General features: G+C 37.0%; 13 protein-coding genes. 8 read left to right on the top strand and 5 right to left on the bottom strand.

Annotated features, from left to right (window positions below; genetic code table 11):
* Positions 1–5: 5 nt before the first annotated feature.
* Positions 6–1,175, bottom strand: coding sequence for an acyltransferase family protein (locus AZF08_RS12595; RefSeq protein WP_082246003.1), 1,170 nt, complete (start codon positions 1,173–1,175; stop codon positions 6–8).
* 122 nt (positions 1,176–1,297) lie between these two features.
* Positions 1,298–2,515, bottom strand: a complete 1,218-nt coding sequence (locus AZF08_RS12600; RefSeq protein WP_033673259.1) for a dicarboxylate/amino acid:cation symporter — start codon at positions 2,513–2,515, stop codon at positions 1,298–1,300.
* Positions 2,516–2,887: 372 nt separating this feature from the next.
* Between AZF08_RS12600 and AZF08_RS12605 the strand changes: the two genes are divergently transcribed.
* Together AZF08_RS12605 and AZF08_RS29865 are read left to right on the top strand one after the other, a co-directional pair.
* Entirely contained in the window at positions 2,888–3,205 is a 318-nt protein-coding gene (locus AZF08_RS12605) for a PTS lactose/cellobiose transporter subunit IIA (protein ID WP_033673258.1), read from the top strand.
* Between the two features lie 133 nt (positions 3,206–3,338).
* Complete coding sequence (locus AZF08_RS29865) at positions 3,339–3,488, top strand: hypothetical protein (protein WP_235190022.1); 150 nt, start codon at positions 3,339–3,341, stop codon at positions 3,486–3,488.
* A gap of 63 nt (positions 3,489–3,551) precedes the next feature.
* Here the strand turns inward: AZF08_RS29865 and AZF08_RS12610 are convergent, their stop codons facing one another.
* On the bottom strand, positions 3,552–3,761 hold the full coding sequence (locus tag AZF08_RS12610) for a helix-turn-helix domain-containing protein (protein WP_033673257.1): 210 nt from the start codon (positions 3,759–3,761) through the stop codon (positions 3,552–3,554).
* A gap of 452 nt (positions 3,762–4,213) precedes the next feature.
* Here AZF08_RS12610 and AZF08_RS12615 point away from each other — a divergent pair, with 452 nt between their 5' ends.
* The 5 genes from AZF08_RS12615 (at position 4,214) to chbG (ending at position 8,622) form a co-directional block, all read left to right on the top strand.
* Entirely contained in the window at positions 4,214–4,516 is a 303-nt protein-coding gene (locus AZF08_RS12615) for a PTS sugar transporter subunit IIB (protein WP_033673256.1), read from the top strand.
* Positions 4,517–4,531: 15 nt separating this feature from the next.
* On the top strand, positions 4,532–5,839 hold the full coding sequence (gene celB / locus AZF08_RS12620; protein WP_033673255.1) for a PTS cellobiose transporter subunit IIC: 1,308 nt from the start codon (positions 4,532–4,534) through the stop codon (positions 5,837–5,839).
* 180 nt (positions 5,840–6,019) lie between these two features.
* Positions 6,020–6,343: a PTS lactose/cellobiose transporter subunit IIA gene (locus AZF08_RS12625; protein ID WP_033673254.1), complete on the top strand. Its 324-nt coding sequence runs from the start codon at positions 6,020–6,022 to the stop codon at positions 6,341–6,343.
* A gap of 3 nt (positions 6,344–6,346) precedes the next feature.
* Positions 6,347–7,672, top strand: a complete 1,326-nt coding sequence (gene celF / locus AZF08_RS12630; protein ID WP_033673253.1) for a 6-phospho-beta-glucosidase — start codon at positions 6,347–6,349, stop codon at positions 7,670–7,672.
* A 245-nt stretch (positions 7,673–7,917) separates the two neighbouring features.
* Positions 7,918–8,622: a chitin disaccharide deacetylase gene (chbG, locus tag AZF08_RS12635; protein WP_033673252.1), complete on the top strand. Its 705-nt coding sequence runs from the start codon at positions 7,918–7,920 to the stop codon at positions 8,620–8,622.
* A gap of 308 nt (positions 8,623–8,930) precedes the next feature.
* Here chbG and AZF08_RS12640 read toward each other — a convergent pair whose 3' ends face one another.
* Positions 8,931–10,127, bottom strand: a complete 1,197-nt coding sequence (locus AZF08_RS12640) for a chromate transporter (protein ID WP_033673251.1) — start codon at positions 10,125–10,127, stop codon at positions 8,931–8,933.
* A gap of 188 nt (positions 10,128–10,315) precedes the next feature.
* Between AZF08_RS12640 and AZF08_RS12645 the strand changes: the two genes are divergently transcribed.
* Positions 10,316–10,741, top strand: a complete 426-nt coding sequence (locus AZF08_RS12645) for a CHRD domain-containing protein (RefSeq protein ID WP_033673250.1) — start codon at positions 10,316–10,318, stop codon at positions 10,739–10,741.
* 42 nt (positions 10,742–10,783) lie between these two features.
* Here the strand turns inward: AZF08_RS12645 and AZF08_RS12650 are convergent, their stop codons facing one another.
* Entirely contained in the window at positions 10,784–13,459 is a 2,676-nt protein-coding gene (locus tag AZF08_RS12650; RefSeq protein WP_033673249.1) for a sigma 54-interacting transcriptional regulator, read from the bottom strand.
* Positions 13,460–13,504 lie beyond the last annotated feature (45 nt).

Here is a 13,504-nt window from a genome sequence, read left to right on the forward strand (position 1 = left end):
TTTTTCTACTTTTTACTTTTTAACAAAGGTAACAATGGTGTAAGAGCTGGAAATTTTAACATAGGAGCTGGAGAAGGACCTGTAATCCATGTATGGAATGGAAGGTTGCTACATAAAACCATTGTTAGAACAGATAGAGTTGTAGTAGATAGAAATAGCAACAGGATATATAGAATGGTATTGGCTTGTATTGTGAATAGAGCTAATATTTTTGTACTTAGTTGTAAGAAGAAAAAGTGTGCTAAATAGGCTCCGTATGTGTAGTTTCCAATAAAACGTAATGCTTTATATAAGGCTCCTCGCCGTTGGACGATGGTGATAGATAATACGTACAGAATGAGTATTTCACATACAATATATAAAAACATGGATGGCTTTAAATAGGTAGATACAGTAAGATGGATCGAATCTACACCGTAAAAGCTAAATAGTTCATAGTTGATGAATAAGAATAAAATAAAGAATAAAAAGGTTATCAGCGGTATGTGCTTCATGACAAATAAACGCCAAGCGTGAAGTGCTGTAGCTGCGATTCCTCCCATAACAAAGTAAAATGAATAGAAAAAGAAGGAACGATCTGTATAATGCAAAATGGTTGAACGAGTTAACAGTTCACCGTTAAAAATATAATGAGAAGAGAACCACATTAAGAGCAAATACATGATGGCGAAAGTGGCCATGAATTTATATATATCTTGCTGCTTTTTTGTGCGTTTTTGAAACCAATAAAATAAAGTACATAACAAAGGAAACAGTAAATGAATTTGAAACATCATAATTACGTACCAAAGGTGAGGTGCAGCTGTTCCGAGTAAGAGACTTTTTAGCCCACTTTGCATGGTAACAACTTGGTTCGTTGTAACTAAGTAAATGATAGACCAGAAAAGATAAGGAGCAAGTAGATGAGTTGTTTTTTCGTAAATATATTCTTTATACATCATGTGTTTTGTATATTGCCGAATTAAATGGAATCCAACAATAAAGATGAATGCTGGTGCTGAAAATTTTGCGAGGTTGAATAGCATCCCTATAATAAGTGATTGTTCAATTAGGATATTTCCTTGGTTCATTGTATATAGTAAGGAACTTTGCAAAACAACGGCAAGAAACGCAATGCTCTGCAAAATTTTAAATTCTGGGGCGCTTTGTGTCATGGTTTCCATCTCCTTTTCCATACATGATTATAGTACGAAGAAGAGGAAAGGGCTGTGGAAATTTTGTGAAAGTTGTAACAAATTTGTGGCAAGCAGAAAGAAGAAAGAAGAGGGTGTCCAAAGTGGACACCCTCTTACTATTATTATGCAAATTTATTCTTAACCCAGTTCTTTCCTTCAACAAGACGAGCTGTTAAAACGGCACAAGCGTTATCAGCTGTTACATTTAACATCGTTGCTGGTGGATCGATGATTGTACTAATAGCTGCGATAATTGGCAAGGCTTCTGGCGGGAAACCGTATAGAGAAACGATTAACATTTCACCAATCATACCGCCGCCAGGAATTGCGCCCATTACTGTTCCAACTAATAGAGAAACAACAAGAGCAATTGCTAATGTTTTTGGACTTGAAAATTCCATATTGAAAATCCCGAATAAGAAAGCGATTTTTAAAACGCCGCCTAAAACAGATCCATCTTTATGAAGCGTAGAGCCAAGAAGGACAACTGTTTCACGAACGTCAGAAGAAATACCCATCTTCTTGGTCGCTTCTAGGTTTGCTGGAATACTTGCGGCACTACTACAAGTTGCAAGTGATGTAACTGTAGGAGAGACCATGTTTTCCCAAAAGATGCGAACGCCTTGCTTGCGACCTGCAAGGTACGCATAGAATGTAAAGAAGACAAAGAAGTATACGAGAGAAGCCGGATAGTATACCATCGCTGCTCGGAAGTATGTTCCAAGAAGCTGAGGACCAAATTCTCCAACTAAAGCTGCAAAGTAGGCAGCAAGTCCAATCGGAGCGTAGTACATAATGAAGGAAACAACCTTCATTGAAATTTCTGCACCAGATTGTAGGAATGTAGCGAATGGCTTTCCTTTATCTCCAACTGCTGAAGTTGCTACTCCCATTAAAATAGAGAAGAAAATAAGAGCTAACATATTTTCGCGAGATAGTAGCTTCGAGAAATCTGATACTGTAAGGATGCCGACGATTTGATCAGCTACGCTAATACCTTTTTCAACTTTATCAGGTTGTGTTAGTTCTAATACAACACCTTGTGCTGGTGGGAATACTTTCACGACAATAATCATAAAAATTGCAGCAATAATACTCGTAAATAAGAAAGTCCCAGCCATACTAGACATAATTTTTCCGAAACGTTTTAATCCATCCATATTGGCAATAGATGAGGCAATACTAAAGAACACAAGAGGTACAACAATCGTAAACATCAAGTTTAAGAAAATGTCACCAAGCGGTTTTAAAGCAACTGCATCGGTACCCATGAAATAACCAATGAAACCACCAATTAGGATGGAAGATAATAAAATAATTGGAAAGCGATAAGCCTTCATAATATACCCTCCTATCTAATGTAAAAAATCATACTGAACCATTATAACGAGTTGTGACTGTGTTTACTAGGTAAACACAGATAGATCGAATAGAGTGAAAAACGAGAAATTTTTGTTTTTAAGTTTGTCATCAGAGAGGAAACCTAGTAGCGTATACGAAGTAGAAGATGCTTCGTTAATCTAAGGATTATATAGAGATTATTAAGGTATCCACTTGGCGTAACGTTTAATATAATAGATGTAGTAAATACAATTTGAAATCGTTTACAATTTAATTTAAATGCTTCAAACTGAACGAGATAGCATTTTAAAATGATGTAGTATCCTTGAAAATGCAGGATGGCTAAATGAAAAGGAGAGTAGAAAGTTAAAATGGATACGATAGAGACGCAGGCTTTTCATTTAATTTTACACGGTGGGAATGCGAGAAGCTGTGCGATGGAAGCAATTGATTATGCGAAACGCGGCGAGTTTACGGAAGCGGAAGCAAAACTACAAGAAGCCTTGCAAGAATTACAAGAGGCACACCGCTTGCAAACAAATTTGATCCAACGGGAAGCTGGCGGAGAAAAAACAGAGATTACGATTCTCATGGTCCATGCACAGGATCATTTAATGAATGCGATTACGGTGAAGGAATTAGCAAGTGAATTTGTAGAGTTATATAGGAAAATGTCGGAGAATAAATAGGACCTTGCTTATGCAAGGTTTTTTTGTGTTTGGAAAGAAGTTAGTTATGACAAGAAGATGACCACTTATACCAAAATCTATTTTATTTTTGTAAATATATGTAACAATAGAAATGTAAAGGGGATGGGAATCAGTGAAAGTTCACATTGAATTAAACCCATTCCAAGAGGAAGTAGAGATTATTGTTCGGGCAAAAGAAGTAACAGATGAAATTCACCATCTTTTAAAAATGATTGAAGGAGGGAATTTGCTCTGGTTAAGGTTCGCAGGTATATTGATGTGACAAAAATAAAAGTTAAGCCATATCGGTTTATTTTCCGGTATGGCTCGTTATGTTTTTCTTATGTTATTCCTCTTCCACATATTCTAAAATATCACCAGGCTGACAACCTAGTTCTTTACAGATTGCTTCTAATGTAGAAAAACGAATGGCTTTTGCTTTTCCTGTTTTTAAGATAGACAAATTGGCATTGGTAATATCGATTTTTTTTGCTAAATCAATCGACTTTACTTTTTGTTTGACGAGCAGTAAGTCTAAATTTACTTTAATCGGCATAGAGTACCCACCTTATATTGTTAAATCGTTTTCTTCTTTAATCGTAATGGCAAATAAGTAACAGAGAATATTTGTAAAGATAATAAAAAAAGTTAATTTTTTATTATTGTGTTTCATTTTATATCTCTCTTTTTATTATACTTCTTTTTATTGTTTTTCAATAAAAAATAAAATTCATTTACAAAGACATTTTCTTTTTTTGTTTTGAATACAACTAGACAACTAAACACTAATCTATTTTCATACAGTTATGTGTTAAAAGCGTGTTGTTTTATAACACACTATACATTTTTTGGGTAACACACTCTTTGAAAGCGGTAACACACAATAAAAACACACAAAAAAACGTTAATTTTAGGCGGTTTAAAAAGTTGGCACGGCAATTGCAATAATAAAAGGCGTAAAGAAAAACAAAAAATAAACATAGTTTAAATGCCTAGGGGGACTTATTTATGAATATCTTACTTTGTTGTTCAGCAGGAATGTCTACAAGCTTACTAGTTACAAAAATGGAAGAGGCTGCAAAATCTCGCGGTCTAGAAGGAAAGATTTGGGCTGTATCTGGGGATGCAGTAAAAAATAATATCGATGAAGCGGATGTACTATTGTTAGGACCGCAAGTTCGTTACATGCTTTCTTCTTTGAAAGCGCTTGCGGATGGTAAAAATGTTGGAATCGACGTTATTAATCCAATGCATTACGGCATGATGAATGGGGAAGCAGTTTTAGATCACGCATTAACACTAAAAAAATAATTAGGGGGACAGAAAATGCAAAAGTTTATTGCATTTATGGAAAAGTATTTAGTTCCAGTCGCAGGAAGAATCGGAGCGCAACGTCACTTAGTTGCCATCCGTGATGGCTTTATCGCAGTTATGCCTCTTATCTTAGTTGGTTCATTTGCAGTACTGATTAATAGTTTACCGATTGATGCATTCCAAAACTTCATGAAAGGTACATTCGGAGAAGTTTGGAAAGATGTCGGCGGTGGTATGTGGACGGGGTCATTTGCAATCTTGGCTCTCATAGTAGCAGTGGGGATAAGTTATAACTTAGCGAAATCTTACGATATAGACGCGTTGTCAGCGGCAATCATTACATTCGGTGCATTAATTATTATCTCTCCGACAACGCCGAAAGAAGGCGGTATTGATTTAGCTTGGACAGGGGCACAGGGATTATTCGTTTCCATCATTGTGTCACTGCTTGTAACGGAAGTCTTTAGATTCTTTGTTCAAAGAGAAATTACAATTAAGATGCCAGATGGTGTTCCACCAGCAGTAATGAAATCATTCGCAGCTTTAGTGCCAGCATTTGTAATTCTAATAGTAGTTGCGGGTATTCAATTAGCAGTGAAATTAGCAGGAACAAGTATTCATAAAATGGTATTCGAAACAATTCAGTTACCATTACAAGGTTTAGCAGCAACATTACCAAGTGCAATTATAATTGCTTTACTTATTCACGTATTATGGTTCTTCGGTTTACATGGTCCTAACATTATTGGTGGTATTATCGATCCATTATATTTACCAGCATTAGAAAAAAATATGAAATTATTTAACGATGGTATGTCTGCATATGATGTGCCAAATATTTTAACAAAACCATTCTTTGATGTATATGTATATATCGGCGGATCTGGTGCAACATTAGCATTTCTAGTAGCAGTTATGCTTGTTGCGAAAAGTGCACAGCTTCGTGGTGTCGGCCGGGTATCTCTTGGTCCTGGATTCTTTAACATTAACGAACCAGTTATTTTCGGTACACCAATCGTATTAAACCCAGCTTTAATTATTCCATTTGTAATTACACCAGTTGTATTAGTTATTACTTCTTATACAGCAATTTCTTTAGGATGGGTACCAAAAACAGTTGCTTTAGTTCCATGGACAATGCCACCGATCTTTAGTGGTTACCTTGTGTCAGGCGGAAGCATTGCAGGGGCAGTCTTACAGTTAGTGAACTTTGCAATTGCGGTAGTGATTTACTATCCATTCGTATTAATGTGTGACCGTACTTATGTACAAGCAGAAAAAGCGATTCCAACAGGAAAAGGCCAATCTGCATCACTTTAATACATGATTATTCTCGCGGACAATATTGTTCGCGAGAATAATAACTTTATATCTTGTTCAGAAAGATGGCACACATCTAGAAGAACACCAAAACCAAATTAGGAAAATAATATTTTAATAGACATGTTCAAATCGAAGGGGTATTTCAATCAGTTGAACTTTATAGAGAGGGCGGTAATTATGATGACTACAGCAGAACAAATTCCATTCCAATTGATTTTACATAGCGGTAACGCGAGAAGCTATGCAATGGAGGCACTGCAATATGCAAAACAGGGGAAATTATTAGAAGCAGATGAGGCAATGGTAAAGGCAAAAGAAGCGATTAATGAAGCGCATCATTTCCAAACAGAGCTCATACAATCAGAAGCAAGAGGAGAAAAAACAGAGATTAGTGTTCTTTTAATTCATGCACAAGATCATTTAATGAATTCTATTACAGTAAAAGAATTAGCAGCAGAATTTATCGATCTTTATAAAAAGCTTGATGCGAAAGGGGAATAAGGTATGAGTGGAATTAAAATTGCTACAATTGGCGGTGGCTCTAGTTATACGCCAGAGTTAATTGAAGGATTTATTAAACGCTATGACGAGCTTCCTGTTCGTGAAATTTGGTTAGTAGATATTGACGCAGGAAAAGAAAAGTTAGAGATTGTTGGTAACTTAGCGAAGCGTATGGTGAAAAAGGCAGGGTTACCAATTGAGATTCATTTAACACTTGATCGCCGCGCGGCACTTAAAGATGCTGATTTTGTAACAACGCAACTTCGCGTTGGTTTATTAGAAGCTCGTGCGAAAGATGAAGCAATTCCTTTAAAATATGATGTAATTGGTCAGGAAACAAATGGTCCTGGTGGATTATTCAAAGCGCTGAGAACGATTCCTGTTATTTTGGATATTTGTAAGGATATGGAGGAGCTTTGTCCAAACGCTTGGCTCATTAACTTTGCAAATCCAGCTGGCATGGTAACAGAGGCTGTACTACGCTATACAAGTATTCAAAAAGTAGTTGGATTATGTAACGTTCCGATTGGTATTCGTATGGGTCTTGCAAGACTACTTGAAGTAGATGCAAGCCGCGTTCATGTTGATTTTGCTGGTTTAAATCATATGGTCTACGGATTAGATGTGTATTTAGATGGCGTAAGTGTAATGGACCGTGTGTTAGAACTTGTAACAGATCCAGAGAAGCAAATTACGATGGAAAACATCGCTGCGCTTGATTGGGAGCCAGACTTTATTCGCGGACTTCGTGCAATTCCATGTCCATATCATCGCTATTACTATAAAACACGTGAAATGTTAGAAGAGGAAAAACAAGCTTCTATCGAAAAAGGTACACGTGCAGAAGTCGTGAAAAAATTAGAAGATGACTTATTCGAGTTATATAAAGATCCGAATTTAGATATTAAGCCACCACAATTAGAAAAACGCGGCGGAGCTTATTATAGTGATGCAGCATGTAGTTTGATTACATCTATTTACAATAACAAAGGTGATATTCAACCTGTTAATACGAGAAACAACGGCACAATTGCAAGCTTGCCGCATGATTCTGCTGTTGAAGTGAACTGTATCATTACAAAAGATGGTCCAAAACCGATTGCGGTAGGCGACTTACCAGTTCCAGTTCGCGGTTTAGTTCAGCAAATTAAATCATTTGAGCGCACATCAATTGAAGCTGCTGTTACAGGTGATTATCATAAAGCGCTGCTAGCTATGACAATTAATCCACTTGTACCATCAGATAAGGTAGCAAAACAAATTTTAGATGAAATGTTGGAAGCTCATAAAGAGTATCTTCCGCAGTTCTTCAAAAAGGTAGAGAAATAAAAAGCGGCGCTTACTAAGCCCGCTTTTTTCATTTATATAAATATAAATTGAAGAACCGACATAAAACCTTTCTTTTTAGGTGGGAGAGAGCATCTGGCTATGCATAGTAGCGGTCAGAGCCTCTTCCTGCCCCATGCCAAGCTAAAACAAAGAGAGAAACCGAGTGTAGGTCACTTTTTATTCTTCATAGCAGCGGATTATATGCCAGTAAATCAAGATGGATATATATAGTAGGAGGGAAATTTATGATTCGATTAATTGTAAATGCAGATGATTTTGGTCTTACAGAAGGTACAAACTATGGAATTGTTGAAGGACATGTAAACGGGATTGTGAATTCTACGACGATGATGATGAACATGCCAGGAACGGAGCGTGCTGTCCATTTAGCGAAAGAATATAAGTCATTAGGAGTAGGGGTTCATCTCGTTTTAACAGCCGGTAAACCGCTTCTTACAGATGTTCCGTCTCTTGTTAGTGAAGATGGTTCCTTTCATAAGCAAAGTATTGTAAGAGAAGGAAATATAAATCCTGAAGAGGTTGAAAGAGAATGGACTGCACAAATTGAGAAGTTTTTATCATATGGATTAACACCAACGCATTTAGATAGTCATCATCATGTACATGGCCTACCGATTTTGCATGATGTTCTTGAACGGTTAGCGGATAAATATAACGTACCAATCCGCCGCTGCGAAAAGGACAGAGCAGTACGTCCATTTTCTGATGTGTTTTATAGTGACTTTTATAGTGATGGCGTACAAGAAGATTACTTTATGAAACTGAAAGAACGTGTAGTAGATGGGCAAACAGTAGAGGTGATGGTGCACCCTGCTTATATTGATCCAGAGCTTGTAAAGCGTTCTTCTTACGTTATGGATCGTGTGAAGGAATTACGAATTTTAACAGAAAGTACTTTGCCAGAAGGTGTAGAGCTTGTGAAATTTTAATATATATAAATACAAATTAGAAAATCGATATAAAACCTTTCTTTTTAGGAGCGAAAGAGGATCCAATCATGCATAGAAGCGGTCAGATCCTCTTCTTGCCCCATGCCAAGTTAAAACAAAAAGAGAAAACGAGTGCAGGTCATATTTTGATTTTCATAGCCGTGACTTATACGCTTGAAAATCAAAATGGATTTATATAGTAAAAAAGACGGTTTATTAAGGGGAGCCACCTAAAAATAAAATATACGTTATTTTTTCAAAGTAATTACTTTTTTAGTACCCTCTATTAAGGCCGTCTTTTTGTATGGTTAGATAATGGAAAGAATATATCCACTAAACGCACCGAGCATAACAATCATCCACGGAGGTGCTTTCCAAAATGCTAAGAGACAAAATAAGAGAGACGCGATAACAAAGTCAATTTGGCTCGCAATGGTACTTGTCCAAATGGGGTTGTAGAAGGCAGCTAACAACATGCCGACGACTGCGGCATTAATGCCAAGGAGTGCACCTTGTATAGAAGGTTGGCGTCTGACATAATCCCAAAATGGTAAAACTCCAATGATGAGTAAGAAAGCAGAAAGGAAGATAGCGATTGTTGCAAGGGTAGCACCAAGTGCCCCGTCCAGCACAGCTCCTATGTAAGAAGCAAATGTAAAGAGAGGACCTGGAACGGCCTGCGTTAATCCGTATCCTGCTAGAAATTGCTCTTTTGTCATCATCCCACTTAAAACGAATTCATTTTCTAAAAGAGGCAGAACAACATGTCCCCCGCCAAATACGAGTGCACCAGAGCGGTAGAAACTATCGAATAAAGAAATAAAATGGGAATACGGTCTTAATATCGGTAACAAGATTAATAATCCAAAGAATAACAGAAGACACGAAATGGCTGTTATGCGTGAAACTGGGATCGGTGTTTTATTAACAGATGGAATCGTATGGTTTCGATATAAGAGCCAACCTATAATACCTGCAAGTAGAATAAGCACAACTTGAGTCCAAACACTTGGATATAGTAAAGCAGCTGAAGCTGTAATGACTGCAACTGTGATTCGATTGCGGTCTGGTGTTAATTTCTGTGCCATGCTCCATATTGCATGGGCAACGATGGCCACGGCTACAAGTTTTAATCCATGAATAAATCCAGTGCCGGATATTTGAAACTGTTCCAGAAGCGAAGCGAAAAAGACTAGAGCAAGTACAGAAGGAAGTGTAAATCCAATCCAAGAGACGATAGCCCCAAGTATTCCTCCGCGTGATAAACCAATCCCAATCCCAACTTGGCTACTAGCGGGACCCGGAAGGAATTGACAAAGGGCAACTAAATCTGTGTAGTTTCTTTCATTTATCCATTTTCTTTTTTGTACATACTCATGGTGAAAATAGCCAAGGTGAGCTACAGGGCCACCAAAAGAAGTGAGTCCTAGTTTAAGTGATACAAGGAAAATTTCAATTATTGTTTTCAAGGTAACCTCCTGAAGAAATATTAAATCTAGGTGCATTATACAGGAACGAATTGAGTAGAAGGAATAAGTATTATGTAAAGTTTTTGTAAATATATTGGAAGAGGGATAAGGTCTCTCATAAAAAGCAAAGTTGAAAGAGGCATAATTGATTGCATTCCAGCCATAAATTAGTTAAAGAGGTACCTAGATTAAGGTGAAATTTATATAAGGAGAATGTTGCTTGTATGACAAAACATTTCTTTGCTAGGTTAAATGGCCAGAGGGAACTACCTCCTGTGAATACGAAAGCTTATGGTGTAACAGAATTTGTTTTTAATAGTGATTTAAAACGGCTATCTTATAGAATTATATTGAAAAATATTGAGAAGGTTATATCTTGTCAGATCCATCTAGGGAAAAGTAATCAAAATGGGCCAATAGTTTTGTATTTATATGGTCCTGTCAAACAAGGGATTAGCGTGGATAAAGGAGTTGTTACAGGTACGGTAATGATTGAAGATTTAGAAGGGCCGCTGCAAAGGAAGGGAATTGAGGACCTCATTCAAGAAATAGATCAAGCGAATGCATATGTAAATATTCATACAAAGAAATTTAAAAAAGGGGAAATACGTGGGAGGATAAGGAAATTGAAAGTAGGTGCTATTCAGTAAATAAAAATGCCTGTGAAGCGAATCGTTCACAGGCATTTTATTCTATTCTTTTTTTGCTGGTTGATTCTTGATGAAGAAGTCCATTACATAAAATATTTCATCATCTGGAATTTGCACTTCAAACGTATTTTCAATTGGTTGCAGCGCTTTTTTTACTTTCATATACATCCAGTATTCATCTTGTCTACGCGCTTCTTTATTAGGATAAGGGAGAAGGCTTTCCCCTTTTTGGAGGCGATCAATCATACAGCTCATATGCAAAATAACGCCCATTAAACTATCGGGGTTGAGCTGCAGAGAAATCATTTCCTGAATTGTATTTAAGGAGTAACGAATGGTTTTAATCATTAGTGCTCCGTCATCACGCTGCATTTGTTGTCCAAGAATATCAGCCATTTTTGCATATGTTTCTTCGTACATAATTAATTCTTGAATCGGCTGAATTGCTTTATAGTTTACAATGTCTTGGAAATGATAGGTCAAACATGGAACCTGGACATCAAAGTTTGTCACAATGCAAATCATATTACGTTCTTTCTTGATGTTTTCAATCATTTTTGTTAAATCTTTTTCGTGAACGATGCTAATTGGAATAATCTCAATTAAATCTTTATCGAATCGTAAATAGTTCTCAAGCATTTTTTGAATGGCTAATGCGCTGCCTTCGCCAGTTAAACAAGCTGTTAGAATAACGGATTTCATTGGCGTAAGTGGCTTTTTCTTTTCTTCTTGTAGGTTCAGATAAAACGGCGTTAAGTTTTTTACAGTTTCATACAACGCATCTAAAGAGTAACCGAGCTGAGCTTTTCGCGCAGCTTCTAGTACATGTGGTGTACTTGTCATAGAAAGGACACGTACCGGAATATGAAATTCGGTTTCTAATATATCTCCAATATAAGCAAGTGAGCCCATGTCGACAAGTAAGAGGAGTCCATTGATATGCCCGAGTGTCTTCATGTACACTTTTACTCGTTCTAAGAAATCTTTCGGTGATTCATGAAGCGGCATATCGATTCCAGTAACGTCATCAATGCCGAGTAGTTCGTTCGCAACATTTGCCATTTCTGTTGCAATACCGTTGCCGTGAGCTAAGATTAATACTTTTACGTCAGCTTGTGAGGAGGGGATAGGATCCACTACAAAAAACATCGTTAAAAATCCAGCTTCATCAATTGGCATTGTGATTTGCAATTCTTCTTCTAAAAGCTGAATGCACTGCATGGCTACAGAGAAAGCTTCTTTATATTTCGTGCGAATTTGATTTAGCTGTGGGTGGTGAATTTGTTTGCCACCTTGCAAGCGTTGTAAAGTTGTCTGTACATGTAAACTTAAAGCGAGAAATATTTTTTCATCAAATGTCTTAGATAAATATTTTTCTGCTAGTTCGGCGATTTTTTCACATACGGAAACAATGTTCGGGTCGACAATTTTAAAGACATTTTCATGAGTTGTCTTCTTAGACATTTGATTAAAATACTGGACGAAGAAGCTTTGGATATCATTTTCTATTAGTAAATCCAATTCTTTTTCTTCAATGCCACGAGCTTGTAGTTCCTCGTATTTATGATCGATGTAATCATAAATGGAAGAGCGTGTGTTTTCTGTTTTGTGTTTGCTCCAGCCTTCGTCACTTGTAAATACAAAGGTCTCATTAGGTACTTGATACAAATGGCGACTTTTTCTTTCAATAAATAGTCCTTCTTTCATGTACCATGGTAGGTCGGTACTTGAAACGCGGACAGAGTCTCTTTTTTTTGTTACAAAATCAGAATAAGCTTTCGCACAGGCAATTTGTACATCTGTTTTTAATTGTCCAATATTGTTTGGACATTGATAAAAGACGAACGAACGCATTGCGTTAGGGCTGACATGAATCTTTTTCCGTAAGCGAATCGCTTCATTTGTGAAAAACAGCTGTAAGAGAGCGAATCGTTCCTGATGTGTCCGCTCTCGAAGTGGTGGCAATGTTACGGTCATCGGAATACGTCTTGTAAATGTTTTTAATAAAAATGAATTTGGTTCTTCAGTTGTTGCAGTAATAATTAATACTTTTGCCTTGCGTTCGTTCTCTGTTTCTCCAAGGCGTCGATATACACCGCGGTCAATAAATGTGAATAGCATTTCTTGACCTTCCGGCGGAAGACGGTGTACTTCATCTAGGAAGAGAATGCCTTCATTGGCTTTCTCAATTAATCCTTTTTGATCATTCGCGCCTGTATAGGCACCTTTTTTTATCCCGAAAAGCTGTCCAAGCAAGAGCTGTGGATTGTTTGCATAATCTGCACAGTTAAAAACGATAAATGGTGCACCTTTTGGAAGCTGATTAACTTCAATTGCGTATTCATGCATTAAAGAGGCAAACATAGACTTCCCGACACCTGTTTCACCAAGTAACAATGTATGCATCCCGCTCGGAGGATAGAGCACAGCGGCCTTTGCTTTTTCAATCGCAATTTTTAGGCTTTGGTTTTCTTTTGCAAAGGCATCGAGTAAAGTAATATCTTGTGAAGGCGTTTCCATATGGACATTAGTTCTTAAATAGAAACGGACAGGACGTGTTCCTGTTTTCGATAAAAGATTCTCTTTCACAAGTTTATTTAAATCACTACTAACGTTTGCACGGTCTAGCTGTAGAAGTGTAGCGAGTTCAGATGCTGTTACACCTTCTGGGTAATTCCCCTTTTGTATGGCGTCATAAATGAGGTCCATTCGTTTCATTTTTCTTCACCTCGAAACTTCATCACTATTTAAAATTTTACACAA

Source organism: Bacillus gaemokensis (assembly GCF_001590835.1).
Lineage (GTDB): Bacteria > Bacillota > Bacilli > Bacillales > Bacillaceae_G > Bacillus_A > Bacillus_A gaemokensis.

What these genes read in the sequence shown, in the direction of transcription:
- AZF08_RS12595 (WP_082246003.1), bottom strand. Translation starts at nt 1,175, where the DNA reads ATGGAAAAGGAGATGGAAACCATGACACAAAGCGCCCCAGAATTTAAA.
- AZF08_RS12600 (WP_033673259.1), bottom strand. Translation starts at nt 2,515, where the DNA reads ATGAAGGCTTATCGCTTTCCAATTATTTTATTATCTTCCATCCTAATT.
- AZF08_RS12605 (WP_033673258.1), top strand. Translation starts at nt 2,888, where the DNA reads ATGGATACGATAGAGACGCAGGCTTTTCATTTAATTTTACACGGTGGG.
- AZF08_RS12610 (WP_033673257.1), bottom strand. Translation starts at nt 3,761, where the DNA reads ATGCCGATTAAAGTAAATTTAGACTTACTGCTCGTCAAACAAAAAGTA.
- AZF08_RS12615 (WP_033673256.1), top strand. Translation starts at nt 4,214, where the DNA reads ATGAATATCTTACTTTGTTGTTCAGCAGGAATGTCTACAAGCTTACTA.
- celB (WP_033673255.1), top strand. Translation starts at nt 4,532, where the DNA reads ATGCAAAAGTTTATTGCATTTATGGAAAAGTATTTAGTTCCAGTCGCA.
- AZF08_RS12625 (WP_033673254.1), top strand. Translation starts at nt 6,020, where the DNA reads ATGATGACTACAGCAGAACAAATTCCATTCCAATTGATTTTACATAGC.
- celF (WP_033673253.1), top strand. Translation starts at nt 6,347, where the DNA reads ATGAGTGGAATTAAAATTGCTACAATTGGCGGTGGCTCTAGTTATACG.
- chbG (WP_033673252.1), top strand. Translation starts at nt 7,918, where the DNA reads ATGATTCGATTAATTGTAAATGCAGATGATTTTGGTCTTACAGAAGGT.
- AZF08_RS12640 (WP_033673251.1), bottom strand. Translation starts at nt 10,127, where the DNA reads ATGCACCTAGATTTAATATTTCTTCAGGAGGTTACCTTGAAAACAATA.
- AZF08_RS12645 (WP_033673250.1), top strand. Translation starts at nt 10,316, where the DNA reads ATGACAAAACATTTCTTTGCTAGGTTAAATGGCCAGAGGGAACTACCT.
- AZF08_RS12650 (WP_033673249.1), bottom strand. Translation starts at nt 13,459, where the DNA reads ATGAAACGAATGGACCTCATTTATGACGCCATACAAAAGGGGAATTAC.